Source organism: Histidinibacterium lentulum, from assembly GCF_003789055.1.
Taxonomy (GTDB): domain Bacteria; phylum Pseudomonadota; class Alphaproteobacteria; order Rhodobacterales; family Rhodobacteraceae; genus Oceanicola; species Oceanicola lentulus.
The window spans coordinates 336,661-362,018 of sequence record NZ_ML119083.1 but is presented as its reverse complement, the minus strand read 5'-3'; the positions used below and the strand labels follow the sequence as shown (position 1 = coordinate 362,018).

Genomic DNA, 25,358 nt, shown 5'->3' with positions numbered 1-25,358 from the left:
CTCAGTCGCCGAGCGCCGCGCCGACCGCCCGGCTCAGGCGGCGCGCGTCGGCGCGGGGCAGGGCGAGATAGGGGGCGTCCATCGCGGCGGCGAGGGCTTTCAGGCCAGGTTCGGCTCTGATCCCGCAGTCGAGAACCAGCGCCTCGGCCCCCGCCAGCCGCGCCGCCCGGCCCACGCGCCGAGCATCCTCGGCGGCCTGGGCGCGGTTCGCCGATCCGTCGAGCGCGATGTTCGCTCGCCCGTCCGTCAGCAGGCAGATGGTGGGCGCCATGCCGCGCCGCCGCGCGGCCATCGCCTCGCCCATGGCGGCCTGAAGCCCGGCGGCCAGCGGCGTGCCGCCGCCGCCCGGCAGTTCGGCAAGCCGCCGCTTCGTCTGCACCAGCGACCGCGTCGGCGGCAGAAGGACCTCCGCCCCGGTCCCGCGAAATGCCACGAGCGAAACATGGTCGCGCCTTGCATAGGCCTCGCCCAGCAAGAGCTCGATCGCCCCTTTCGCCTCGGCGAGCCGGGCGAGGGCGGCGGAGCCCGAGGCATCGACGAGGAAGACCAGCAGCCGGTCGGACTTGTCCTCGAACCGTTTCACCCGGATGTCCGAGGCGCGGATGTGAAGCCCCTCTCGCCCGGGCGCCTGCTGCGCGCGCAGGCGCTGCCAGGGCGCCGCGGTGCGGAGCGTCGCCACGAGGTCCACCCGCACGCCCGATCCGGGCCGCCCGGGCCGCGAGGGCAAGGGCCTTCCCCGCCGGTTGCCCTTGCGCGCCGCCCCCGCGCCGGAGCCATGCCCGCCGCGCAGGGTCCTCGAGCGGATGCGTGCCATCAGGTCGGGCGGCAGCAGGGCCTGGACCGCCTCGATCAGCAGCTCCTGCGGCAGCTCCAGCATCTCGTTGTCCTTCGCCCCTCCGTCGCTCCCCTCGGACGGCTCGGGCGGGGGCTCTTCGGCGGGCTCCTCCTCGGGCGCTCCGGGAACCTGCGTCGCGCGATGGGACAAGGTCAGGGCGCAGGCGGCCTGCACCACCTCCGCATCGGCCTCGCACTCCCACAGCGCCGCAAGCGCCCGCGCCGCGCGCAGGGTGAAGAGCGGCGCGCGCAGGGAGGCGATGCCAAAGGCCGCGGCCAGTTCCGTCACCTGCCGGTGCAGGTCCACCGTCACGGGCATCGCATCGAGCCGGGCCCGCGCCGCGTCGAGATCGCGCTCCTCCCCGAAGTCGAGCGCCAGCGGCGACACCTGCGACAGCTCCACCTGGAACGCGACCCGGTCGATCAGGGCCTCGGGACAGGCCTCCTCCGCGTCGGCGCCCTCGTCGAGCGCGATCAGCACATGCCCGCGCCCCTCGTCGAGACAGCCCGCGAGACGGGCCGTCAGGCCCGAAGAGCAGCGCTCCGCCATGGCCATGACCAGCGCAGAGGGCTCCGAAAGCAGACCCTGTTCCTGCACCATCCGCCCAGCGGCCAGCGTCGCCGCAAGGTCGAGCCCGCCGTAGAGCGCCTCGTCCGTCACCTGCGGATGCAGCCTGTGGCGGGGCAGGGGCAGCCGGTCCAGCCGCTCCAGCAGCGCCGCCCGCACCGGCCCCTGCCGCGCGCGGATCACCAGCCCGCCGAGGCCCGGATCGACGCCGAGAAGATCGAGCGCCAGCGCCGCGCGGAACGCCGGGGAGGCGAGGTCAGGCAAGCACGTCCTCCACGATGCGCTGCACCCGCGTACCGCTTCCGGCCTCGTCCAGCGGATCGCGCCGCAGCCTGTGCCGCAGCGCCACCTGCGCCACCGCCCGGACATGGGTCCGGACCACGGCCGTATCGTCGCGCCAGGCGGCATAGGCGCGCGCCGCCTTCAGCAGCGTCAGCTCGCCCCTGAGACCGTCAGCGCCCAGCGCGAGGCACAGCCGCGCGATATCCTCTATCGTCCCGGGAGCTGTCTCCAGCTCCGTCAGGGCGCGCCGCCCGGCCAGGATGCGCTCGCGGATCGCGGCGTCCTCCGCTTGCCAGCGCAGCATGAACGCGGCGTGATCGCGGTCATAGGCGTCCCGACGCTTCAGCACCTCGATGCGGGGTCCCAGTTCCCGTGGCGACGAAACCTCCACCGACAGGCCGAACCGGTCCAGAAGCTGCGGCCGCAGTTCGCCCTCCTCCGGGTTGCCCGAGCCCACCAGCACGAACCGCGCCGGATGCCGCACGGAAAGCCCTTCCCGCTCCACCAGATTCTCGCCCGAGGCGGCGACATCCAGCAGCAGGTCCACGACGTGATCCTCCAGAAGGTTCACCTCGTCGATATAGAGATACCCCCGGTTCGCCCGCGCCAGCAGCCCCGGCTCGAACCGCTTCTCGCCGCGGGTCAGCGCCGCCTCGATGTCGAGCGCGCCGGTCACCCGGTCCTCGGTCACGCCCAGGGGCAGATCGACCACGGGCGTGGGCATCTCGACGACCTCTTTCGTCTCCAACCCGGCCCAATCCGGCACGTCCTCGACGCGGGCCGAGTTCACCGGGCAACCCTTCACGCCCCGTATCGGCGGCAGGAGTGCGGCCAGCGCCCGCACGGCGGTTGACTTGCCGGTGCCCCGGTCGCCGAAGACGAGCACCCCGCCGATCGACGGGTCGATCGCTGTCAGGATCAGGGCGTCCTTCATCTCGTCCTGTCCGACGATGGCGGAAAAGGGGAACGGCGCTTTCATGCGGCCTCCGGTCGTGTGGCAAGGGGGGAGACCCCGCCCCAGGTGCCGGCATCGCCGACGACCCGGAACCGGGCATAGAGCTCTTCGCGGAACCAGCCTTCGTCACGGACCGCGCGGATGGCCTCGGCATGGGGCCCGCGCCGGGCGAATCGCGCCATGGCGCCCTCGTCCGGCCAGATCGAGAAGGTCACCTGCTGCACCCAGGGCACCTCTCCGACGCCGATCTTGAACATCACCTCCGGATCGCGGCCGATGACCGCGCTGATGTCCGGCTGACGCTTCCAGAACCGCAGCGCGCGGCGCGGACGGACCGTGGCCCGAGTGATCGCGGCGAGGGGGCCAGTGCCGCCGTCGGGGGAGGTCTCGAACGGCTCCGTTCCGGCCCATTGGCCCCGCGCGGAGGTGGGAGACAGGAACACCGTCCAGCTTTCCGCCGCACGCCCGCGCCAGCGCGCAAAGACCGACGCCGAGGCGGTGCGCTCCCGCGCCGTCGCGAGATCGGGCCAGGTGGCGAGGATGCCCCAGACCGCCGTATTCGGAACCGGCGTAAAGCCTTCGCCCGTGCCCGATCCGACCAGTTTCCAGAACCCGATCCCCGGCGTGCGCGCCAGAGCAGGCCGGGCAAGGCCCATCTGGGAGAACACCCAGACCCGGTCGCGCAGTCGGTCGAAGCGGAAGAGGCTGAGGCTGGCGCAGTTCGCCAAGACGGGCTCCCTGAATGTGTCAACTTATGCTGACACACTCCGTCGCGGATGCAAAGGACCTATTGTCACAACGCCCTGACCATCCTACTGTCCACTTATGTTGACACACTCTCCCGATCATCGCGCCGTCGTCGTCGGTGCCGGCCTCGGCGGTCTCGCCTCCGCGATGCGACTGGGCGCCAAGGGCTATCAGGTCACCGTGGTGGACCGGCTCGACCGGGCCGGGGGGCGCGGGTCCTCGATCACGAAGGAGGGCCACCGGTTCGACCTTGGGCCGACCATCGTCACCTACCCGTCGCTCTTCGAGGACCTGTGGCGCGCCTGCGGCCGCGACTTTCAAGCCGATGTGGACCTGCGCCCTCTGGATCCCTTCTACGAGATCCGATGGATCGATGGCTCCTCCTTCAAGGCCTGCGGCGACACGGACCGCATGGTCGAGGAGGTCCGCCGCCTGTCGCCCGGCGACGTGAAGGGCTACCTCAGGTTCCTCAAGGGTTCCGAGGCCCGCTACCGCATCGGCTTCCAGGGCCTCGGCCGCATCCCGATGCACGACATCATTGAAACGGTGAAGGTCCTGCCGGCCTTCGCCCGCCTCCGGGCCGACCGCTCGATCCTCGGCCTCGCGCGCAGCCTCGTGAAGGACGAGCGCCTGCGCATGGCGCTGTCGTTCCACCCGCTCTTCATCGGCGGCGATCCCTGCCACGTCACCTCGATGTACGCACTCGTCAGCCACCTCGAGAAGGAATACGGCGTCCACTACGCGATGGGCGGCGTGCAGGCGATCGCCGACGCGATGGCGAACGTGATCCGCGCCCAGGGCGGCACCATCCGGCTGGAGACCGAGGCCGACGAGATCCTCCTCGACAAGGGCCGCGCCTCGGGCGTGCGCCTGTCGTCCGGCGAAACCCTCGCCGCGCCCCTCGTGGTGTCGAACGCCGACGCGGGCCACACCTATACCCGCCTCCTCCGCAACCATCCGCGCAAGCGCTGGACCGACCGCCATGTCGCCAGGCGCCGCTGGTCCATGGGCCTCTTCGTCTGGTACTTCGGGACGAAGGGCACCGCCGCCAAATGGCGCGACGTGGGGCACCACACGATCCTGTCCGGTCCCCGCTACGAGGGCCTGCTGCAGGACATCTTCATCAAGGGTCGCCTGGCCGACGACATGTCGCTCTACCTCCACCGCCCCTCGGTCACCGATCCGGGCGTGGCGCCCGCCGGCGACGACACGTTCTACGCGCTCTCCCCCGTCCCCCACCTCGGCTGGGACAACGCGGTGGACTGGGAGACCGAGCGCGAGACCTACCGCAGCAAGGTCGCCGCCGTCCTCGAGCGCACGATCCCGGGGTTCGAGCGGCACCTCTCGGCCAGCCACATCCTGACCCCCGCCGATTTCGAGAGCCGCTATCTCTCCCCCCACGGCTCGGGCTTCTCCATCGAACCGCGCATCCTGCAATCCGCGTGGTTCCGGCCCCACAACGTCAGCGAGGAGGCGAAGGGTCTCTACCTCGCCGGCGCGGGCACCCATCCCGGGGCGGGCCTTCCGGGCGTGGTCGCCTCCGCCGAGGTGCTCGCGGGCATGATCCCCGCCGCGCAAAGCGCGCCTTTGCCCATGGCCGCCGAATGATCGCCCCGGCCGACCTCAAGGCCTGTCACGCGGCGATCCGCACCGGCTCGCTGTCGTTCCATGCCGCCTCCCGCGTGCTGCCCGCCCGCGTCCGCGATCCGGCGCTGGCGCTCTACGCCTTCTGCCGCCTGTCGGACGACCTCGTGGACGAGGGCAGCGACAAGACCCGGGCGGTGCTCTCGCTCCACGACCGGCTCGATCTGGCCTATCGCGGCAGGCCGGTGAACGCGCCCGCCGACCGGGCCTTCGCCGCCATCATCGCGGATTTCGAGATGCCGCGCGCCCTCCCCGAGGCCTTGTTGGAGGGGCTCGCCTGGGACGCGCGCGGCGACCGCTACGCCACCCTGTCCGACGTGCGGCACTACTCCGCCCGCGTCGCCTCGGCCGTGGGCGCGATGATGTGCGTGCTGATGCGCGTGCGCGACGCGGATGCCATCGCCCGCGCCTGCGATCTGGGCGTGGCGATGCAGCTGACGAACATCGCCCGCGACGTGGGCGAGGATGCCCGCGCCGGGCGGCTCTACCTGCCCACCGACTGGTTCGCCGAACTGCGGCGCGAACCCGACGCCTTCCTCTTCGAGCCCCTGCCCGATGACGGCATCCGCCGCATGGTCTCCCGGCTCCTGTCCGAGGCGCGCAGGCTCTATGTGCGCTCCGAGGCCGGCATCCCCGCCCTGCCGCGCGACGCGCGCATGGGCATCTGGGCCGCGCGGCTGCTCTACGGCGCCATCGGCACCGAGGTCCGCCGCGCGGGATGCGACTCCATCACCACCCGGGCCCATACCGGACGGGGCCGCAAGGCCGTGCTCATGGGGCAGGCGCTGCTCAATGCCGTCTCCTCCAGCCTCATGCCCCGCCCCGCCGTCCTGCACGCGCCGCCGCTTCCGGAGACCGCCTTTCTCGTCGAGGCCGCTGCGCGCCCGCGCACGGCGCCCTGCCGCACATCCCAGCTCATGGCGATCCTCGACGGTCTCGCCGCGCAAGACAGCACTGGACGCGAGCGCATGGGCGCCTAAGGTTGCCCAATGGATTTCCTGCTGTTCCTCCTGTTCCTCGGAGCGTGTTTCGCCGCCGGCTCCACAGGCGCCCTGTTCCCGACGGGGCCCTGGTACGAAAAGCTGAACAAGCCGTCCTTCACCCCGCCCAACTGGGTCTTTCCGGTCATGTGGACGACGATCTACGTCCTGACCGCCTTCGCCGCCTCCCGCGTGGCGCCACTGGAGGGCAGCGCCTATGCCATGGCCTTCTGGGCGGCGCAGATCGCCTTCAACGCGGTCTGGACCCCCGTGTTCTTCGGCCTGAGGAACATGAAGGGCTCCCTGCCGATCATGGCGGGCCTGTGGCTATCGGTCCTCGGCGCCACGATCACCCATTGGCAGCTCGACACGCTGGCGGGTCTGGGGCTGCTGCCCTACCTCGCTTGGGTCACCGTCGCCGCGGCGCTCAATATCGAGATCTGGCGCCTCAATCCCGACCAGAAGCCGCTCCGACCGGCCGAACTCTGATCTCCCTCCCCGATTGGCTTTGCCAAGCCCGGTTTCCGTGATCATTCTGGGGCATCGAGGAGGATGACGCACCATGACAACCCAGCTTCTGTTCTACCGGTCCCCCGTTCCGGTCAGCTCCGAGACGCATCGCGACACCTGCGTGAAGACCGGGGACAGCTACGCCTTCGCCGCCGGGGTCAATTCGGTCCCTCTGGTCGCTTCCGAATTCGCCGAGGCCGGTGCGGAATATCCCGTCGTCTTCGCCGGTGAGGGCGACGCCACGGTGCCCACCGTGATCCTCGGCGCGAGCGGTGCGCAGAACGCCTATGTGGACGCAAGCGGCGCCTGGACAGGGCGCTATATCCCGCTCTTCGTGCGGCGCTATCCCTTCGTCTTCAGCCACCAGACCGAGCAGGGCCAGCTCGTGCTGCATCTCGACGCCGCCCATTCGGGCGTGAATACCGAGGGCCGCGGCGAACGGCTCTTCGACAGCGAGGGCGGACAGACCCAGTACCTGCGCGGCATCCTGCGCTTTCTCGAAGACTACCAGATGCAGTTCAACCGCACCCAGGTCTACTGCCGCCGGCTCGTGGAGCTCGACCTCCTGCGCCCCATGGAGGCCCAGTTCACGCTGCCCTCGGGAGAGCAGCGCAGGCTCACGGGCTTCAGGTGCGTCGACCGCGAGAGACTGAAGGCGATCGGCCCCGAGGAGCTGGAGACGATGTTCCGCACCGACGAGCTGGAATGCACCTACCTGCACCTCGCGTCGATGCGCCATTTCACCCAGCTCGCCGAACGCGCCGTCTCGGCGACGCACCCCGAAGAGACCCCCGACGCCGCCGATATCGGCGACACGGTCGAACCGGTCGAGGACTGACGGCACCGCCCGCCGTCGCCGCAGACGCATGGCGCATCTCTGGCCGGGCTCAAGCCCGGCCTACCGCAACACCCACCGAAACCTCGCCGTAGGCGAGGCATCTTCCCGGCACACCCCTTACCTCCGCCGCGGCACCCGGACCGCGAGCATCGGCTTGAGCAGGCCTGACCGGAACCGTTGCAGGTCAAGCGCCTCGTGCACGCCCGTCGTCACCTCGCCATCGAGCCGCGTGGTCACGGCCGAGCGCGAATAGAACGGCGCATCCAGCATGTTCAGGGCCTGCTTCGGCACCGTTCCGGGATCGGCCCGTGTCTCTCTGCGCACCGCCCAGAGAGAACGGCGGAAAGACGTGCGCGGCGGCGCCTCCACCTCCTCCGCCGATCCGTCCGGCCCGAACCGGAAGGCCGACGCCAGGTGCGTGCCGTCCAGCCGGTCCGCGTCATAGATGCAGGTCGCGCCGTCGCCCGTGGGAAACCGCCCCCAGGTCCAGAAGCCGAAATCCGCCTCCAGCGCCCGCGTGCCGAAATTGGCGTCGAAATAGCCATGCCCCCGCCAGCGGTTGCCCGCGCCTTCGAGGTCGACCTCGATGTCGGACACCGGCGCGAAGGGCCGCCAGACATGGGCGCCGTCGGGCGTCAGCGGCAGCTCCACCGAGGTCAGCGCGCGGGGCCTGACCGTGACCCGTCCGCGCATCCGCCCCACGAGGGGCAGCCCGCTCCATTCGTCGATGTCGATCACCAGCTCCGATCCGGTCCAGGTCATCGACGAGGGGCCGATCTCCAGCCGGTCCGCGGAGGTACCGAGCCAGCGGCTCCCGCGCTCGGTCATGGCGAAACGCCCGCCGGGTCCGTAGGTGGCGACGTTCAGGCAGACGTGGTCGTGGGGATCGCGTCGTCCGGCCCAGGCATACCAAGGGGAGAAGACGGATCCGATGAAGCCGATGATCGAAATGCCCTTCCGCCCGTCTTCGGAAAGCCCGTCGACATACCACCAGGCGTAGCCGTCCCGGGGGACGGCGAGGTGGAAGAAAGGTCGCTCGTGATCGCCTCTGCCGCATGCCGGCCGGAGAGCGCCGCCATGGGCACCCCCGCCCCCGGATGCGCCCCGCCCCCGCAAAGGTAGAGGCCCGGAAGTGCCGTCCGCGCCCTCGGCCGCTTCAGCCCCGCCGTCAGCCCCCTCGGCGAGCGCCCGTAGAGCGATCCGAGGCTCGCCGGATAAAGACTGTCCCAGTCCCTTGGCACGGTCAGCGCCTCGGGCAGGGGCCGCGGATCGGGCACCAGGCCGAAGTCCCCCAAGCGGTCCAGAACCCGTCTCTGACATAGCGCCTTCTCCCTCTCGATCGTCTCGTCCGTCCCGGTGTCGGGGCCGAGCGGCGGAGCATTGCGGATGATCTCGACCCGTTCGACGCCCGTCACCGGGCCCAGGGCGCGGTCCTGCGCGCACAGATAGATCGAGGCGTCTTCCGGCAACTCGCCTCGCTCCAGAGCCGCGAACTCCGCGCCGGGGTCCTCGCCGAAGAAGACGTTGTGATAGGCAAGCTCCGGTCCCCGGAACTCCGCCGCAAAGGCCAGAACCTGCGCCGAGAGCGACCGCGGCTCCACCGCGTCAACGGGCACGGCGCCCTGGCCGGCAGGGCCGAGAAGCCCGGTGGTCAGCGCCCTCGGATCGCCGTTGAAGAGCACCGCGTCGACGGCCATTCGCCCCGCGCTCGTCTCCACCGCGACCGCGCGGCCGTTCTGCTGCACGATCCGCGTCGCCTCGACGCCGTAGCGAAAGGCGGCGCCCTTCCTCGCGGCCAGCTCCGCCACCGCCCGCGCCAGCGCGTGCATGCCCCCGCGCACGGCCCAGACGCCCCGCGCCTCGGCCTCCCAGATCAGCGACAGCAGCGCGGGAACCTGCCCGGGCGTGCCGCCCACATAGGTGGCATAGCGCGCGAAGAGCTGCGCCAGCTTCGGCTCGGAAAAACTCGACTGAAGCAGGGCCGCCAGCGACCGGTGCGGCGCCATGTCGAGCGCCAGCCGCGGACGCCGCATGACGGTCAGCGCGAGCGCCGACTGCTGCGGATCGGCCGCCTGCATCATCGGTCCCTCGAAGGCCGCGAAGAGCCGCGCCGCCCGCGCCGAGAACCGCCGCAGCTCCGCCGCCGCCCGCGCTCCGAAGACCGAGCCCACGGCCTCCGCGTTCGCCTCCGCGTCTGCGTGCAGGTCGAGCACCGTGCCGTCGTCCCAGAAATGCCGCGCCAGCACGGACAGGGGGTCGAGCGTCACATGATCCGCGAGCGTCTCTCCCACGTCGGCGAACAGCGCCTCGAACACCGGCCGCAGCGTCAGTACCGTGGGCCCCGTGTCCACCGGCCCGGCAATGCTGGGCAGGGTGCGCATCCTGCCGCCCGGCGCCTCCGCCCGCTCGATCACCGTCACGGCATGGCCCGCATGGACCAGCCGCAGCGCGGCTGCCAACCCGCCGATGCCCGCACCGACGACGATCACCTGCTTAGCGGCAGCCGGCATGGACCCTCCTGTAAGGAATAGTTGACTCCCCGGTGCGGAATGTCCAGTCTGGTTTACACATTGCCTGTCCGATTGCGCTGACATCGGCCAACTCCCCGTCCCGGAGATCATGACCATGGGCTTTTCCAACCGGATCGAGGCCGCGATGGCCAGGGCGATCGCCCGCGGCCAGGGCGGCCCGGGGCGGCTGTCCTCCGCGCTCGACTATGCCGTGAATCCCGGCGGCGCGCGAATCCGTCCGACGATCCTGCTCTCGGTCGCCGCCGCCTGCGGCGACGACCGCCCCGCCCTGTCCGATGCCGCCGCCGCGGCGATCGAACTGATCCATTGCGCGAGCCTCGTTCATGACGACCTGCCCGCCTTCGACGATGCCGACCGCCGCCGCGGCAAGCCCTCGGTCCACCGCGCCTATTCCGAGCCGCTCGCTGTCCTTGCCGGGGACAGCCTCATCGTGCTTGCCTTCGAGGTGATCGCCGCCGCGGGCGCCGAGGACCCCCTCCGCGCCTGCGCCCTGACGCTGCACCTCGCGCAACGCACCGGGATGCCCGGCGGCATCTGCGCCGGGCAGGGCTGGGAAAGCGAGGGCGAGATCGACCTTTCCGCCTATCACCGCGCCAAGACCGGCGCGCTCTTCATGGCGGCGACGCAGATGGGCGCCATCGCCGCGGGGCAGGACCCTGACCCCTGGGAGGAACTCGGCGCCCGCATCGGCGCGGCCTTCCAGGTCGCGGACGACCTGCGCGATGCCATCTGCTCCGCCGAGGAACTGGGCAAGCCCGTGCGCCAGGACGAGACCCACGGCCGGCCCAACGCGGTCGCGACCTACGGTCTCACCGGCGCGGTGCGGCATCTCGACGACATCCTCTCGGGCGCCATCGCCTCGATCCCCTCCTGCCCCGGCGAGGCCGCGCTGGCGCAGATGGTGCGCGCCTATGCCGACCGGATCGTGCCCGCCGGCGCGCGCCGGACCGTGCCGGGTGAGTGAGGCCGGCCTCGAGGAGGGGGGCTCTGCCCCCGTCCGCGTGCCGCGGACTCCCCCGGGATACTTCGAGCCCAAAGAGGGGAGGGGACTCGTCCAGAGACTGGCCGCCTCGCGCCGCTTCCAGGGTCTTGCCATGCGCATTCCCGGCCTCCGTCGCATCGCCCGGCGCGAGGGGGAGGCGATCTTCGACATCGTCGCGGGCTTCTGCCACAGCCAGATCCTGATGGCGCTGGTGGAGCTCGGCACGCTCTCCCGCCTCGCCGGGGGACCCGCGCCCGAGGCCGATCTCGCCCGATGCGCCGGCGTGCCGCCCGATCGGATGCGAGTGCTGCTGCGCGCCGCGGCCAGCCTCGGCCTTCTGCGCCTGCGGGCGGGCAGGGCGCGGCTGACGTCACGCGGGGCGGCGCTCGCCGCCGTTCCGGGCCTGCCCGACATGATCGCCCACCACGCCATCCTCTACCGCGACCTCGCCGATCCCGCCGCCTTCTTCCGCGGCGAGACGGAAACCGAACTCGCGGGCTTCTGGCCCTATGTCTTCGGCGCGGGCGCGGCGGAGGACCCAAGTCGCGCCGCGCGCTATTCGCAGCTCATGGCCGACAGCCAGGCGCTCGTGGCCGAGGACACGATCGCGCTCGCAGGTCTCGACCGGACCAGGCACCTGATGGACGTGGGCGGCGGCACCGGCGCCTTTCTCGATGCGGTCTCCGTCGCGCATCCCCGGCTGAAGCTGACGCTGTTCGATCTGCCCGCCGTGGTTCCGGGCGCGGTCGCGCGGCTCGGCCAGCGGGCGGAGATCCGCGCAGGCTCCTTCCGCGACGACCCCCTGCCGCGCGGGGCCGACACGATCAGCCTCGTGCGCGTTCTCTACGACCACGCCGACGGGACGGTGGCCGCCCTGCTGCGCGAGGTGCACGCGGCGCTTCCGCCCGGCGGAAGGCTGATCCTGAGCGAGCCCATGGGCGGCAGCACCGCCGGCGACGCCTACTTCGCGCTCTACTGCATGGCCATGCGGACGGGACGCGTGCGCAGCCCAGGCGAGATCGGGCGCCTCATGGCCGAAGCGGGCTTCGAGGTCGCCGGACCGCCCCGGTCCCGGCGGCCCTTCGTCACGACCGTCCTGCAGGGTGTCAGGAAAAGTTGACAGATGCCTGTCCTCCCGAATTGACAAAGCAGGATGTCAGGGTAGACTGACACATGAAAAGACAAGCTGCCGTGACACACCGACTCGGAGTCGCGGAGCGGAGGGACAGTCTGATGCTGAGCCGTGCCGTAATCCTCGATGCCCCTCGGTCGCTCGCCCTGGGCGACCTCCCGGTGACCGACCCCGGTGCCGGCGACATCGTCGTGGAGATCGCGCATTCCGGCATTTCCACCGGCACGGAGAAGCTGTTCTGGTCCGGCCAGATGCCGCCCTTCCCCGGAATGGGCTATCCACTCGTTCCCGGCTACGAGGCCGCCGGAGAGGTGGTCGAGGCAGGATCCGGGACGGGTTACGCGGTCGGCGACCATGTGTTCGTTCCGGGCGCCAGCTGCTACCGGGGTGCGTTCGGTCTCTTCGGCGGGGCCTCCTCCCGGCTCGTGTCGGCGGCGGACCGCGCGGTGCGAATCGACGCGGCCCACGGGCCGGAGGGCGCGCTTCTCGCGCTCGCCGCCACCGCGCGCCATGCCCTCGCCGGTCCGAACGTGACGGTTCCCGACCTGATCGTCGGCCATGGCGTCCTCGGCCGCCTCCTCGCCCGTCTCACCCTCGCCGCGGGCGCGCCCGTCCCCACCGTCTGGGAGGTCGACCCCGGCCGCCGGACCGGCGCCGCGGGCTACGAGGTGCTGCATCCCGACGACGATCCGCGCCGCGACTACCGCGCGATCTACGATGCCTCGGGCCGCGGCGATCTCCTGAACGACTGGATCGGCCGGATCGCCAGGGGCGGCGAGGTGGTGCTGGCCGGCTTCTACACCGCGCCGCTCTCCTTCGCCTTCCCGCCGGCCTTCATGAAGGAGGCGCGGCTTCGCATCGCCGCCGAATGGACCCGTGATGACCTGCTCGCCACCCGCGCGCTGGTCGAGTCCGGGGCCCTGTCGCTCGACGGCCTGATAACCCACCGCCTTCCGGCCGACCGGGCCGCCGAAGCCTATCCGAAGGCCTTCGACGATCCCGCCTGCCTGAAGATGATCCTCGACTGGAGCGCCGCATGAAAGACGAAGTCCCCAACCTCAAGGACTACGACACCCGGCTGAAGGACGAGGCCGCCGAGCCCTCGCTGGAGGTGCCCCAGGGCGAGCCCACGAAGAAGACCCAGATCATCGCGATCTACGGCAAGGGCGGTATCGGCAAGTCCTTCACGCTCGCGAACCTCAGCCACATGATGGCCGAACAGGGCAAGCGCGTACTGCTGATCGGCTGCGACCCGAAATCCGACACCACCTCGCTGCTCTTCGGCGGCAAGGCCTGCCCGACCATCATCGAGACCTCGACGAAGAAAAAGCTCGCCGGCGAGGAGGTGAAGATCGGCGACGTCTGCTTCAAGCGCGGCGGCGTCTTCGCCATGGAGCTCGGCGGCCCCGAAGTGGGCCGCGGCTGCGGCGGGCGCGGCATCATCCACGGCTTCGAACTCTTGGAGAAGCTGGGCTTCCACGACTGGGATTTCGACTACGTCCTGCTGGATTTCCTCGGCGACGTGGTCTGCGGCGGCTTCGGCCTGCCCATCGCGCGGGACATGGCGCAGAAGGTGATCCTCGTCGCCTCCAACGACCTGCAGAGCCTCTACGTCGCCAACAACGTCTGCTCCGCGGTGGAATACTTCCGCAAGCTCGGCGGCAACGTCGGCGTCGCGGGCCTCGTGGTGAACAAGGACGACCATTCCGGCGAGGCCCAGGCCTTCGCGAAGGCCGTCGACATCCCGATCCTCGCCTCGATCCCCCAGGACGACGACCTGCGCAAGAAATCTGCCAACTACCAGATCGTCGGCACCGATGCCTCGCCCTGGGGCGCGCTCTTTGCCGAACTCGGGATGAACGTCGCCGAGGCGCCGCCCCTGCGGCCCGCCGCCCTGACCCAGGACGAACTGCTGGAGCTCTTCGACGGCTCCGACACCGGCGCGGGCGTGACGCTGGAGCCCGCCACCGACGCGGACATGCGCGGCAAGCACGCCAAACCCCGCGAGTCGCTCGAGGTCATCTATGACGACGCGTGAGGGATACGAGGTCGGCTACGACGACAGCGGCACCGTCGAGGTGATCCGCAGCGAGACTCGCCCGCAGGGAGAGACGAGCGCGCCCGCCCCGGTGGACGGGCTCGGCTGCCACTCGGGCTCGGAGATGACCGCCGCCGCCGAACGCGCCGCGCCCGACCTCATGCGGAAGTTCCGCGAGGACTACCCCACGGGGCCCCACGACAAGCCGCAGTCCATGTGCCCCGCCTTTGGCTCGCTCCGCGTGGGACTTCGCATGAAGCGCGTCGCCACGATCCTCTCGGGAAGCGCCTGCTGCGTCTACGGCCTGACCTTCGTGTCGCATTTCTACGGCGCCCGCCGGTCGGTCGGCTACGTCCCGTTCAACTCGGAATCGCTCGTCACCGGAAAGCTCTTCGAGGACATCCGCGACGGCGTTTACGAACTCGCCGATCCCGCCCGCTACGACGCCATCGTGGTGACCAACCTCTGCGTGCCCACGGCCTCGGGCGTGCCGCTGCGCCTTTTGCCGGACGAGATCGACGGCGTGCGGATCATTGGCATCGACGTGCCGGGCTTCGGCGTGCCGACCCATGCCGAGGCGAAGGACGTCCTCGCCGGCGCCATGCTGAAATACGCCCGCGAGGAGGCCATGGCCGGCCCCGTCCCGCGTCCCGCGAGCGGAACGAACGACCTGCCCACCGTGACCCTGCTGGGCGAGATGTTCCCCGCCGACCCGATGATGATCGGCGCGATGCTGGCCCCCCTGGGCCTCGCCGCCGGTCCCGTCGTGCCCTGCCGCGAATGGCGGGAGCTCTACGCCGCGCTTGATTGCGGCGCCGTGGCCGCGATCCATCCCTTCTACACCGCCTCCGTACGCGAGTTTCAGGCCGCGGGCCGCCCCGTCCTGGGCTCGGCGCCCGTGGGCCTCGACGGAACCGCCGCCTGGCTGGCGGCCATCGGCGAGACCTTCGGCATCGACCCGGGCCGCGTGGCCGCCGCGCAGAACGCCTTCCTTCCCGCCATCCGCGGTGCGCTTCAGGGCAGCCGCATCAAGGGCCGCATCACCCTCTCGGGCTACGAGGGCTCCGAGCTTCTCGTCGCGCGCCTCCTGATCGAGAGCGGCGCGGATGTCCGCTACGTCGGCACCGCCTGCCCGAAGACGCCTTGGCTCGCAGAGGATGCCGAGTGGCTTGCTGCCAAGGGCGTGCACGTCACCTATCGCGCCAGCCTCGAGGACGATCTCGGCGCGATGCAGGAATTCGAGCCCGACCTCGCCATCGGCACGACACCCGTGGTGCAGAAGGCCAAGGAACTGGGCATCCCCGGCCTCTACTTCACCAACCTCATCTCGGCCCGGCCGCTGATGGGTCCCGCCGGCGCGGGCTCCCTGCAGGAGGTGGTGAACGCCGCCATCGCCGGCAAGGCCCGGATGGACGACATGAAGGCCTTCTTCCAGGGCGTGGGCGCGGGCGATACCGCCGGCATCTGGGAGGGCGCGCCGAACCTGCGCCCCGACTTCCGCGCCCAGCACCAGAAGAAGCTCGACAAGCAGGCCCGCGCCGCCGCGGCGGAGCAGATGATATGACCCGCAATGAATTTCTAGAAATTCATTGGGCCCCACGATCTTCTGGAAGATCGTGCCTCCCCCGGAGGCGCCCATGCTGATCCAGGACCATGACCGCGCCGGCGGCTACTGGGGCGCCGTCTACGCCTTCTGCGCCGTGAAGGGCCTGCAGGTGGTGATCGACGGCCCCGTGGGCTGCGAGAACCTGCCCGTCACCTCGGTCCTGCACTACACCGACGGCCTGCCGCCCCACGAGCTGCCCATCGTCGTGACGGGGCTCGCCGAGGAAGAGCTTGGCCGCGACGGCACCGAGGGCGCCATGAAGCGCGCCTGGGACACGCTCGACCCGGCGCTGCCGGCGGTCGTGGTCACCGGCTCCATCGCCGAGATGATCGGCGGCGGCGTCACGCCCCAGGGCACCAGCATCCAGCGCTTCCTGCCGCGCACCATCGACGAGGACCAGTGGGAGAGCGCCGACCGCGCGATGACCTGGATCTTCACCGAGTTCGGCATGACCAAGGGCCGGATGCCCCCCGAGAAAAAGCGCGAGGAGGGGGCCGCCCCCCGCGTGAACATCCTCGGGCCCATGTACGGCGCCTTCAACATGCCCTCCGACCTCGCCGAGATCCGGCGCCTCGTCGAAGGCATCGGCGCAGAGGTGAACATGGTGATGCCGCTCGGCAGCCATCTCGCCGAGATGCGCAACCTCGTGAACGCCGACGTCAACATCTGCATGTACCGCGAGTTCGGCCGCGGGCTCTGCGAGGTGCTGGGCAAGCCCTACCTGCAGGCCCCCTTCGGCATCGACTCCACGACCAGGTTCCTGCGCAAGCTCGGAGAGCTGACAGGCCTCGACCCCGAGCCCTTCATCGAGCGCGAGAAGCATTCGACACTGAAGCCCGTCTGGGATCTCTGGCGCTCGGTCACGCAGGATTTCTACGCCACCGCGTCCTTCGGGATCGTGGCGACCGAGACCTATGCCCGCGGCATCCGCCACTATCTCGAAGGCGATCTGGGCTTTCCCTGCGCCTTCGCCGTGGCCCGCACCCGGGGCACTAAGACCGACAACGAGGCGGTGCGCGGCATGATCGCCGAGAAGCGCCCGCTCATCGTCATGGGCTCGATCAACGAGAAGATGTACCTCGCCGAGCAGAAGGCCGGCCACGGACCCGCGCCCGCCTTCATCCCGGCGAGCTTTCCGGGCGCCGCCATCCGGCGCGCCACCGGCACGCCCTTCATGGGCTACGCCGGGGCGACCTACGTCCTGCAGGAGGTCTGCAACGGCCTCTTCGACGCGCTCTTCCACATCCTGCCCCTCGGCACCCGCATGGACGAGGGCGAGGCCACCGCCACGCCGCTGCGCCGCAGCTTTCCGTGGGATGCCGATGCACAGGCCAAGCTCGACGAGATCGTGGCCCGCCACCCGATCCTCACCCGCATTTCCGCCGCCAAGACGCTGCGCGACGCAGCCGAAGCGGCGGCCCTCGACTCCGGCGCGGAACGCGTCGTGCTCGAGACCGTCACGGCCCTCGACCCAAGGAAGGGAGACTTCCCATGAGCGAACTGACCACCAACGGCCCCGTCGCCCCGCGCCACCGGGCCAATGCCCAGCGCCGGGAATACTACGCCTACTTCGGGCTGATCTTCCTCGCCACGCTGCCCCTCGCGCTCCTGACCTGGACGCTGACGGCGCTGCGCCACGGGCGTCTGCCGGCCAAGGATCCGGTGAGCCGGGCCTGGACCCAGGCCCGCATCATCACCCCTCACATCTTCTCTGCGTGAGGGACGTCATCGTGGTCCGGTCCCCCGGGGCCGGTCCCGTATCTGTCGCTTTCCTCCCCGAAACGGGGGGAACGGCGGAGCCAGGGCAGAGGATGAGCCTCTGTCGAACCCCGGCCGCGGGGGTTTCGCGGCGTCAGTTTCAGGAGACTATCCATGGCTGACAATACGGACCTGTCCTTTACGGGTCTCACTGACGAGCAGGCGCAGGAGCTGCACTCGGTGTATATGAGCGGGTTCACGATCTTCACGATCGTGGCCGTCGTGGCTCATATCCTGACGTACATCAAACTGCCCTGGTTCGCTTGGTAAGGAAGGAACTGAGAAATGTCGCAGTTCTACAAGATCTGGATGATCTGGGATCCCCGCCGCGTTTTCGTGGCTCAGGGCGTCTTCCTGTTCCTCCTGGCAGTGATGATTCACCTCGTCCTGCTCAGCAATCCCGCGACCAACTGGTTCGAGCTGGCGTTCGCGCCGGAAACGACCGCCGCCGCCGCCGAGTAAGGCGCGGACACGGGATAACCTTGCGTCCGCGGGCGGCACCCTTTCCGGGGTCGGCCGCGGACAACCCGACCAACTTGCGGACCGGCGCCCTATTCCGACCGGACTGCGTCATAGGAGTTTGAAGATGGCTCAGCTCACCTTCGAAAGAAAGTACCGCGTCCGGGGCGGGACGCTGGTCGGCGGCGATTTGTTCGATTTCTGGGTGGGCCCCTTCTACGTGGGCTTCTTCGGAGTCACGACACTCTTCTTCGCCGCCCTCGGCACCGCTCTGATCTTCTACGGGACGGCCATCCAGGGGGTGTGGAACCCCTGGCTGATCTCGATCGACCCGCCGCCGCTCGAATACGGTCTCGGCGCGGCACCGCTCCGCGAGGGCGGGCTCTGGCAGATCATCACGATCTGCGCCCACGGCGCCTTCATCTCGTGGATGCTGCGCGAGGTGGAAATCTGCCGCAAGCTCGGCATCGGCTACCATGTGCCCTTCGCCTTCAGCGTGGCGATCCTCGCCTACACGAGCCTCGTCGTGATCCGGCCCGTCCTGCTCGGCGCCTGGGGCCATGCGTTCCCCTACGGAATCTGGTCGCACCTCGATTGGGTCAACAACGTCGGCTACACCTACGGCAACTTCCACTACAACCCGGCCCACATGATCGCGATCACGTTCTTCTTCACGACGACGCTCGCGCTCGCCCTCCACGGGTCTCTGGTCCTGTCGGCGGTGAATCCGGAGAAGGGCGAGAAGGTCAAATCCCCCGACCATGAGGACACCTATTTCCGTGATCTCATCGGTTATTCCATCGGCCCCCTCGGCATCCACCGCCTCGGTCTGTTCCTTGCGCTGAATGCCGGATTCTGGAGCGCGGTCTGCATCGTGATCTCCGGGACCGTCTGGTTCGGGGTCTGGGCCGACTGGTGGTACTGGTACGTGGACCTGCCCTGGTGGGTGAATCTCGAGGGAGGCATCAATGGCTGACGTCAGCACACCGAACGGAGCCCCGTCGTCCCGGCGCAAGCCCAACGACTATCTGACCCGGGAATACCAGAACATCTTCACCCAGGTGCAGGTGGCCGGGCCCCCGGAAATGGGGATCGACGACACGGGCCTCGACCTCCATGAGGGCCGCTTCGGCAAACCCGGGATCAGCCGTCTCTTCGGCATCTTCGGGAACGCCCAGCTCGGGCCGATCTACCTCGGGCCCTGGGGGGTGATCAGCCTCGCCACCGGCACGGCGTGGTTCGTGCTCGTGGGCCTCGCCTTCTGGGACCAGGCCGGCTACAACCCGGCGGTCTTCCTGCGGGATCTCTTCTACTTCTCGCTGGAGCCGCCGCCGGCCTCCTACGGTCTCGGCATCCCGCCGCTGGGCGAGGGTCTGGGCTGGCTGATCGCGTCCTTCTTCCTGCTGATCTCGGTGTGCACCTGGTGGGTGCGGACCTATCAGCGGGCGGCGGACCTGAAGATGGGCAAGCATGTGGCCTATGCCTTCGCCTCGGCGATCTGGCTGTTCCTCGTGCTCGGACTGTTCCGGCCCATCCTGATGGGAAGCTGGTCCGAGGCGGTGCCCTACGGCATCTTCAGCCACCTCGACTGGACCAACCTGTTCTCGATCACCTACGGCAACCTGTTCTACAATCCGTTCCACGCGCTTTCGATCGTGTTCCTCTACGGCTCCGCGCTGCTCTTCGCGATGCACGGCGCCACGATCCTCGCGGTCTCCCGCTTCGGCGGCGAGCGCGAGATCGAGCAGATCGTCGACCGCGGAACGGCCTCGGAACGGGCGGCGCTCTTCTGGCGCTGGACCATGGGCTTCAACGCCACGATGGAGGGCATCCACCGCTGGGCCTGGTGGTTCGCGGTTCTGACCACGCTGACCGGCGGTATCGGGATCCTGCTCACGGGCACGGTCGTGGACAACTGGTACGTCTGGGCCCAGGACCACGGCTACGCGCCGCAGTAAGGAGAGACGACGATGGTTGACGACAACGACATCCTTCGGATCGGGCGCAAGGGCCAGCTGGCCGCGACCACCGGCTACCTGATGCTCAAGGGCGCAGGCTACGCCGCGATCGTGGTGGTCTCGATCTGGCTCGTCATAGCGGTTCTCGCGGCGATCGGAGAGCTTCTGCCCCCCGAGAGCCGGGACACCCCCGACCCGGTCGTCCGCGACCGGCTGGGCCTCGTGCTCACCGCCGAGGAGCTGGCGGGCACCGCCTGACGAGACAGGGGGCGGCCCCCGCGCCGCCCCCTCCGCCGTCGGTCCGGTCCCCGACCGGTCCGTCACAGGGGGCGCAAACCCCCGGTTCCCTTCCTGTTGGCTACAGGACCTGGCGCCGCGGAGGGAAGAAGACCCGACGCGGCGCCTTTTTCATACCCGGGAGGAGACCGGACCGATGCGACCCATGACCCCCAATCTCGACCGCGTCCACTACCCCGCCGACCTGCGCGGCCTTTCGGACGCCACCCTCGCCGAGGTGGCCCGCGAACTCCGCGCAGAGGTGATCTCGGCGGTGTCCGAGACCGGCGGCCACCTCGGATCGTCCCTCGGCGTGGTGGAGCTTGCCGTGGCGCTCCACACCGTCTTCGACACGCCCCGGGACAAGCTGATCTGGGACGTGGGCCACCAGTGCTACCCGCACAAGGTCCTGACCGGACGGCGCGACCGCATCCGTACCCTGCGCCAGGAGGGCGGCCTCTCGGGCTTCACCAAGCGCGCGGAAAGCGCCTTCGATCCCTTCGGCGCCGCGCACAGCTCCACCTCCATTTCCGCCGCGCTCGGCTTCACCGTGGGCCGCGACATGGGCCTGCCCACGGGCGACGCCATCGCCGTGATCGGCGACGGCGCGATCTCCGCCGGCATGGCCTACGAGGCGCTGAACAACGCCGGCCACGAGAAGCGCCGGATGTTCGTCATCCTCAACGACAACGAGATGTCCATCGCACCCCCCACGGGCGCCATGTCGAAATACCTCTCCTCACTCTACGACGGCCCGCTCGGCGCCGCGCACAGGATGGCCGAGGGCTTCGAGGCCGCGCTCCCCGGCCCGATCCGCGACCACGCCCGCCGCGCGCGCCAGCTCGTCACCGGGCTTCCGGGCGGGCAGGGCACGCTCTTCGAGGAGTTGGGCCTTAGCTACATCGGCCCCATCGACGGCCATGACATGGGCCAGCTTCTGCCCGTGCTGCGCGCCGCCCGCGCCCGCGCCACCGGGCCCGTGCTGATCCATGTCTGCACCGTCAAGGGCAAGGGCTACGCCCCCGCCGAGCTCGCCGCCGACCGTGGTCACGGCGTGTCCAAGTTCGAGGTCGCCACCGGCGCCCAGGCCAAGAGTCGTCCCAACGCGCCGTCCTACACCAAGGTCTTCGGCCAGACCCTCACGAAACTCGCCGCGGAAGACCCGCGCATCGTCGCCGTCAGCGCCGCCATGCCCTCGGGCACCGGCGTCGATCTGATGGCCGACCGCTTCCCGACCCGGGTCTTCGACGTGGGAATCGCCGAACAGCACGGCGTCACCTTCGCCGCCGGCATGGCGGCCTCCGGCCTGCGCCCCTTCTGCGCGATCTACTCCACCTTCCTGCAGCGCGGCTACGACCAGATCGTCCACGACGTCGCCCTGCAGAACCTGCCCGTGCGCTTCGCCATCGACCGCGCGGGCCTCGTCGGCGCCGACGGGCCGACCCATGCGGGGGCCTTCGACATCGGCTTTCTCGCCGCGCTCCCGAACATGGTGGTGATGGCCGCGGGCGACGAGGCGGAGCTGGTGCACATGACCGCTACCGCCGCCGCCCATGACAGCGGCCCCATCGCCTTCCGCTACCCCCGCGGCGAGGGGGAGGGCGCCCCCCTGCCAGAGCGCGGCGAGGTGCTGGAGATCGGGAAGGGCCGCGTCCTGCAGGACGGTTCCGACGTGGCGCTTCTCTCGTTCGGCGCGCATCTCGGCGAATGCCGCCGCGCCGCGGCGCTGCTGGAGAGGCAGGGCCTGTCGGTCACCCTCGCCGACGCGCGCTTCGCCAAACCCCTCGACACCGCGCTGATCCGCCGCCTGATGCGCGGCCACCGGGCGTTGCTGACGGTGGAGCAGGGCGCCCAGGGCGGCTTCGGCGCCATGGTCCTGCACCACCTGGCGAACTCCGGTCAGCTCGACGGCCGTTGCGCCGTGCGCACCATGACCCTCCCCGACCGCTACATCGACCAGGCCTCCCCCGAGGCCATGTATGCCGATGCCGGCCTCACCGCGACCGACATCGCCGCCACCGCGCTCGAGGCCTGCGGCGGCACCCTCGTCCGCGCCGATTGATGCTGCGCCCGGGCGGGGCGACACGCTCCGCCCGGCGCGCCCTCCCCCGGTCTTATCCGGCCTGAGGTAGTCCGGGGGTCCGGCGCAGCCGGACGCGTAGCCGGACGCGCACCCGAACGGGGGCAGCGCCCCCGCCGCGCACCCAAACCATTAACACTTTTTGGATTTAAAATCAGGAACTTGAAGGGGTGTTCACTGTGTACGCCCCGGCTCAGGCTCGCACGAGGTCGCCGAAGATCGCGGCCTGGTGTTCCTCGAGATAGATGCGCAGCCACGGCGTATACTGCTCCGGCCGCCGCTTCACCGCCGCCGCCAGATCGTAGAAATCCACCCAGTCGACGGCCATGACCTCCTCGGGGTTCGGCTGCACCACGAGGTCCTCCCCGGCCAGGGCGACGAAGATATCCACGACCTCGTGCTCGATCATCCCGCCGCCCACGTCGGCCCGGTATTCCACCCGGTCCCTCGGCGCCGGATGCAGCCCGGTGATCCCCAGCTCCTCCTCGAGCCGCCGGACCGCGCAGTCGGCCGCCGTCTCGCCCCAGTCGGGATGGGTGCAGCAGGTGTTCGCCCAGAGCCCCGGCGTGTGGTACTTCCCCGCCGCCCGCTGCTGGATCAGCACCTTGGCGCCCTTCAGCACGAACACGCTGACCGCCTTGTGCTTCAGCCCGCGCTGGTGGACGAGCAGCTTGTCGACCGGCTGCAGCGTTCCGTTGACCCAGGCCGGGATCGGCGCGGTCACACGCGTTCGGGTCCAACCAGCCCGGTCAGATGCGCGAGGTTCTTCACCCCGATCTTCAGATGCGCGAGGGGGCGCGCCTTCACCAGCTTCTTGTTCATGTAGGCCTCGAAGGTCAGCCGCTGCACGTCGATGTCATGACACAGCGATACGAACCTCTCCCGCCGCTCGTCACTGCGGTAATATGCCCTCTGCATGGCGCCCAGCACCCGGAACACCTGCCCGTGCTCGCGCAGGAAGAGCTTCCGCGCCAGCTGCAGGTCCCTGATCCGCCCGGTCTTCAGCTTCGCCGCCGCCGCCGTCGCCGCGACCCGCCCGCCGATCATCGCGTAGTAGATGCCCTCGCCCGAGGAGGGCGCCACCACGCCCGCGGCATCGCCAGCCAGGAGCACGTCGCGCCCGTTGTCCCACCGCTTCAGCGGCTCGAGCGGGATCGGCGCGCCCTCGCGGCGGATCGTCCTGCAGTCGTCGAGGCCCGCCGCAACCCGCAGCGCCGCCGTCGCTTCCTTCAGGTTCACGTCCTTCACCAGGCTGCCCATACCGACGCTGGCGGATGTGCCGTGCGGAAAGACCCAGCCGTAGAAGTCCGGCGAGATGCGCCCGTCATAGACCACGTCGCAACGATCGGGATGATACTCGCCGCGCGGCCCGGGGCTCTCGATGATCTCGTGATAGGCGATCACATACGGGATCCTGTCGCCGCCCGGCACTTCGTCCCGCGCCACGTTCGACCGCGCGCCATCCGCGCCGATCACCAGCCGGCAGGTGGCGCGCTTCTCCTCGCCCGTCGCCTTCTCGCGGTAGACGACATGGGTGCCGTCCTTGTCCCGCTCGATCCTGAGGTAGGTGCCGGTCAGCCGCTCGGCCCCCGCCTCGGCGGCGCGGACGCGCAGGAACTCGTCGAAATGCTCCCGGTCGACCATCCCGACGAAGCCGTTCTCGATCGGGATGTCCACCTTGCGCCCGGTGGGGGAGATCATCCGCGCGGTGGTGATCTTCGCCACGATCTGGCTTTCGGGAATGTGGAAATCGGCGATCAGCCGCGGCGGGATCGCGCCGCCGCAAGGCTTGATCCGCCCGGCCCGGTCCAGCAGCGCCACGGAATGGCCGGACCGCACCAGGTCCTCGGCGGCGGTGGCACCCGAGGGCCCGCCTCCCACAACGATCACGTCGTACATGCTCATTCTCCCGGTACCAGCTGGGGGACGGTGCCCCGGTCCATGATCCGCGCGGCCATCAGGGCCGCCGCGACAAAGAGTGTGGCCTCGATCACGAAGACCGTGCCGAAGGCCGACGCGTCGGGCAGGACGGTGCGCATCACGTCCGCGAGCGCAGCACCTGTCAGCCCGCCGAAGCCCGCCGCGATGGCCTGCGCGGCACCCCAGAGGCCCATGCGCGTGCCCTCGCGCCGTTCCCGGCCCTCGCCCGCCATGGCCATCATCGAGCCTATCGCCGCGACCGCGAACATGCCGTTGAAAAAGCCCATGGCGACCACGGCGGGGACCAGCAGCGTCGACAGCCCCGCCGGGCCGATGGCCGAGATCACCGACAGCGCCGCAGCCGACCCGAGGCACCCCGCGATGACCCAGTGCCGGAGCGTTCCGAGACCGAGGCCTGTGGCCAGCACGCCGACCGTGATCATCCCGAGGAACACCCCGCCGTTCTGTGCGCCCGACAGCTGGGTGGACTGTCCAGGCGTGAAACCGAAGACGAGGCCGGCGTAGGGCTCGAGGATCAGCTCCTGCATGAAATAGGCGGTCATCGACAGGAAGACGAACATGGTGAACACCCGCGCGCGCGGCTCCGCCCAGACCTGTGCCAGACCTTCGAGGAACGGCGTCTGTTCCGGCTCCTGCACCGCGCGCACGCTGCGTTCGATCCCATGGATGGCAAAGGCCGTGACGACGACCGCGCCCACCGTGACCGCGCCCACGATCCGCATGAGCAGGCCCGGCGAATAGGGATCGAGCAGGGTGCCCACGACACCCGCCGTCACTGCGATGCCGAAGATCATCATCAGCCAGGTGATCGTCGCCGCCGCCGCGCGCCGCCTTGCCGCCGTCGCCGTGGCGAGGAGCGCCAGAACGGAGGTGCCTGCGGCCCCCGCGCCGAGCCCGATCAGCGCGTAGGCGAGGATCGAAACCGAGAGGCCCGCCCAGTAGTTGACAGGAAACAGGAGGATCGCGGAGGTGGCCAGCGCCGCCCCTGCGCCCAGCACCGCCATTCCGCCGGTGATGAACACCGTCCGCCGCCCGCCCCGGTCGGAGGCGAAGCCGAGCTGCGTCCGGCTCAGCTGGATGCCGTAGTGCAGCGCCACGAGCAGGCCCGGCAGGACGGCGGGCAGGGACAGTTCCACCACCATCAGCCGGTTCAGGGTCGAGGTCATCAGCACAACGATGGCGCCGAGGCACATCTGCACCAGCCCCAGCCGCACGATCTGGACCCAGGAGAGTGTCATC

At 70.0% G+C, this 25,358-nt stretch carries 25 protein-coding genes; 17 read left to right on the top strand and 8 right to left on the bottom strand.

Translation table 11 applies throughout. The features are described from left to right. Position 1: 1 nt before the first annotated feature. Genes EAT49_RS07610 through crtA form a run of 3 tightly spaced genes read right to left on the bottom strand, consistent with a single transcriptional unit; the run spans position 2 to position 3,367 of the window. Positions 2-1,666 (bottom strand): magnesium chelatase subunit D, encoded by a 1,665-nt coding sequence (locus tag EAT49_RS07610; RefSeq protein ID WP_246003790.1) that lies wholly within the window; start codon positions 1,664-1,666, stop codon positions 2-4. Then, positions 1,659-2,663 carry a magnesium chelatase ATPase subunit I gene (gene bchI / locus EAT49_RS07605; RefSeq protein WP_123641693.1) on the bottom strand — a complete coding sequence of 335 codons (1,005 nt, stop codon included), beginning with the start codon at positions 2,661-2,663 and terminating at the stop codon, positions 1,659-1,661. Before bchI ends, EAT49_RS07610 begins: the two co-directional genes overlap by 8 nt. After that, positions 2,660-3,367: a spheroidene monooxygenase gene (crtA, locus tag EAT49_RS07600; protein ID WP_123641692.1), complete on the bottom strand. Its 708-nt coding sequence runs from the start codon at positions 3,365-3,367 to the stop codon at positions 2,660-2,662. Before crtA ends, bchI begins: the two co-directional genes overlap by 4 nt. A gap of 97 nt (positions 3,368-3,464) precedes the next feature. On the opposite strand from crtA, the gene EAT49_RS07595 reads away from it, so the two are divergent. The 4 genes from EAT49_RS07595 to EAT49_RS07580 all read left to right on the top strand — a co-directional run bounded on the left by EAT49_RS07595 (position 3,465) and on the right by EAT49_RS07580 (position 7,358). Next, the gene (locus tag EAT49_RS07595) at positions 3,465-4,994 is read left to right on the top strand and encodes a phytoene desaturase (RefSeq protein ID WP_123641691.1); all 1,530 of its coding nucleotides are present in this window, start codon (positions 3,465-3,467) and stop codon (positions 4,992-4,994) included. Continuing rightward, positions 4,991-6,010, top strand: a complete 1,020-nt coding sequence (gene crtB, locus EAT49_RS07590) for a 15-cis-phytoene synthase (RefSeq protein ID WP_123641690.1) — start codon at positions 4,991-4,993, stop codon at positions 6,008-6,010. The genes EAT49_RS07595 and crtB overlap by 4 nt, the downstream gene beginning before the upstream one ends. Positions 6,011-6,019: 9 nt before the next feature. Then, on the top strand, positions 6,020-6,499 hold the full coding sequence (gene tspO, locus EAT49_RS07585) for a tryptophan-rich sensory protein TspO (RefSeq protein ID WP_123641689.1): 480 nt from the start codon (positions 6,020-6,022) through the stop codon (positions 6,497-6,499). A 73-nt stretch (positions 6,500-6,572) separates the two neighbouring features. Then, positions 6,573-7,358 (top strand): SapC family protein, encoded by a 786-nt coding sequence (locus EAT49_RS07580; RefSeq protein ID WP_123641688.1) that lies wholly within the window; start codon positions 6,573-6,575, stop codon positions 7,356-7,358. A 117-nt stretch (positions 7,359-7,475) separates the two neighbouring features. Here EAT49_RS07580 and crtC read toward each other — a convergent pair whose 3' ends face one another. Then, positions 7,476-8,303: a carotenoid 1,2-hydratase gene (crtC, locus tag EAT49_RS07575; protein ID WP_123641834.1), complete on the bottom strand. Its 828-nt coding sequence runs from the start codon at positions 8,301-8,303 to the stop codon at positions 7,476-7,478. Next, positions 8,222-9,868 carry a 1-hydroxycarotenoid 3,4-desaturase CrtD gene (gene crtD, locus EAT49_RS07570; protein ID WP_123641687.1) on the bottom strand — a complete coding sequence of 549 codons (1,647 nt, stop codon included), beginning with the start codon at positions 9,866-9,868 and terminating at the stop codon, positions 8,222-8,224. Before crtD ends, crtC begins: the two co-directional genes overlap by 82 nt. A gap of 115 nt (positions 9,869-9,983) precedes the next feature. Between crtD and EAT49_RS07565 the strand changes: the two genes are divergently transcribed. The 13 genes from EAT49_RS07565 (at position 9,984) to dxs (ending at position 22,160) form a co-directional block, all read left to right on the top strand. Continuing rightward, entirely contained in the window at positions 9,984-10,853 is an 870-nt protein-coding gene (locus tag EAT49_RS07565) for a polyprenyl synthetase family protein (protein WP_185020692.1), read from the top strand. A 130-nt stretch (positions 10,854-10,983) separates the two neighbouring features. Further along, positions 10,984-11,991 carry a methyltransferase gene (locus tag EAT49_RS07560; protein ID WP_246003789.1) on the top strand — a complete coding sequence of 336 codons (1,008 nt, stop codon included), beginning with the start codon at positions 10,984-10,986 and terminating at the stop codon, positions 11,989-11,991. 113 nt (positions 11,992-12,104) lie between these two features. Further along, positions 12,105-13,043 (top strand): chlorophyll synthesis pathway protein BchC, encoded by a 939-nt coding sequence (bchC, locus tag EAT49_RS07555; RefSeq protein WP_123641685.1) that lies wholly within the window; start codon positions 12,105-12,107, stop codon positions 13,041-13,043. Then, positions 13,040-14,041 carry a chlorophyllide a reductase iron protein subunit X gene (locus tag EAT49_RS07550; RefSeq protein WP_123641684.1) on the top strand — a complete coding sequence of 334 codons (1,002 nt, stop codon included), beginning with the start codon at positions 13,040-13,042 and terminating at the stop codon, positions 14,039-14,041. The genes bchC and EAT49_RS07550 overlap by 4 nt, the downstream gene beginning before the upstream one ends. Beyond that, positions 14,028-15,605 carry a chlorophyllide a reductase subunit Y gene (gene bchY, locus EAT49_RS07545; RefSeq protein ID WP_123641683.1) on the top strand — a complete coding sequence of 526 codons (1,578 nt, stop codon included), beginning with the start codon at positions 14,028-14,030 and terminating at the stop codon, positions 15,603-15,605. The genes EAT49_RS07550 and bchY overlap by 14 nt, the downstream gene beginning before the upstream one ends. A gap of 73 nt (positions 15,606-15,678) precedes the next feature. Beyond that, positions 15,679-17,142, top strand: a complete 1,464-nt coding sequence (bchZ, locus tag EAT49_RS07540; RefSeq protein ID WP_123641682.1) for a chlorophyllide a reductase subunit Z — start codon at positions 15,679-15,681, stop codon at positions 17,140-17,142. After that, positions 17,139-17,366 carry a cytochrome PufQ gene (gene pufQ / locus EAT49_RS07535; RefSeq protein WP_123641681.1) on the top strand — a complete coding sequence of 76 codons (228 nt, stop codon included), beginning with the start codon at positions 17,139-17,141 and terminating at the stop codon, positions 17,364-17,366. The genes bchZ and pufQ overlap by 4 nt, the downstream gene beginning before the upstream one ends. A gap of 153 nt (positions 17,367-17,519) precedes the next feature. Then, complete coding sequence (gene pufB / locus EAT49_RS07530) at positions 17,520-17,675, top strand: light-harvesting antenna LH1, beta subunit (protein WP_123641680.1); 156 nt, start codon at positions 17,520-17,522, stop codon at positions 17,673-17,675. A 15-nt stretch (positions 17,676-17,690) separates the two neighbouring features. Then, entirely contained in the window at positions 17,691-17,867 is a 177-nt protein-coding gene (gene pufA, locus EAT49_RS07525; protein ID WP_123641679.1) for a light-harvesting antenna LH1, alpha subunit, read from the top strand. Between the two features lie 124 nt (positions 17,868-17,991). Next, entirely contained in the window at positions 17,992-18,840 is an 849-nt protein-coding gene (pufL, locus tag EAT49_RS07520; RefSeq protein WP_123641678.1) for a photosynthetic reaction center subunit L, read from the top strand. After that, on the top strand, positions 18,833-19,822 hold the full coding sequence (pufM, locus tag EAT49_RS07515) for a photosynthetic reaction center subunit M (protein WP_123641677.1): 990 nt from the start codon (positions 18,833-18,835) through the stop codon (positions 19,820-19,822). Before pufL ends, pufM begins: the two co-directional genes overlap by 8 nt. A 12-nt stretch (positions 19,823-19,834) precedes the next feature. Next, entirely contained in the window at positions 19,835-20,080 is a 246-nt protein-coding gene (gene pufX, locus EAT49_RS07510; protein WP_123641676.1) for an RC-LH1 core complex protein PufX, read from the top strand. A 175-nt stretch (positions 20,081-20,255) separates the two neighbouring features. Beyond that, positions 20,256-22,160, top strand: coding sequence for a 1-deoxy-D-xylulose-5-phosphate synthase (dxs, locus tag EAT49_RS07505; RefSeq protein WP_246003788.1), 1,905 nt, complete (start codon positions 20,256-20,258; stop codon positions 22,158-22,160). A 211-nt stretch (positions 22,161-22,371) separates the two neighbouring features. Here dxs and idi read toward each other — a convergent pair whose 3' ends face one another. The 3 genes from idi to EAT49_RS07490 are packed head-to-tail and all read right to left on the bottom strand — an operon-like array spanning position 22,372 to position 25,357. Further along, positions 22,372-22,902: an isopentenyl-diphosphate Delta-isomerase gene (idi, locus tag EAT49_RS07500; RefSeq protein WP_123641675.1), complete on the bottom strand. Its 531-nt coding sequence runs from the start codon at positions 22,900-22,902 to the stop codon at positions 22,372-22,374. Then, the gene (locus tag EAT49_RS07495; RefSeq protein WP_123641674.1) at positions 22,899-24,077 is read right to left on the bottom strand and encodes a geranylgeranyl diphosphate reductase; all 1,179 of its coding nucleotides are present in this window, start codon (positions 24,075-24,077) and stop codon (positions 22,899-22,901) included. The genes idi and EAT49_RS07495 overlap by 4 nt, the downstream gene beginning before the upstream one ends. A gap of 2 nt (positions 24,078-24,079) precedes the next feature. Beyond that, a complete protein-coding gene (locus EAT49_RS07490; RefSeq protein ID WP_123641673.1) occupies positions 24,080-25,357 on the bottom strand; it encodes a BCD family MFS transporter in 1,278 nt (425 codons plus the stop codon). Position 25,358 lies beyond the last annotated feature (1 nt).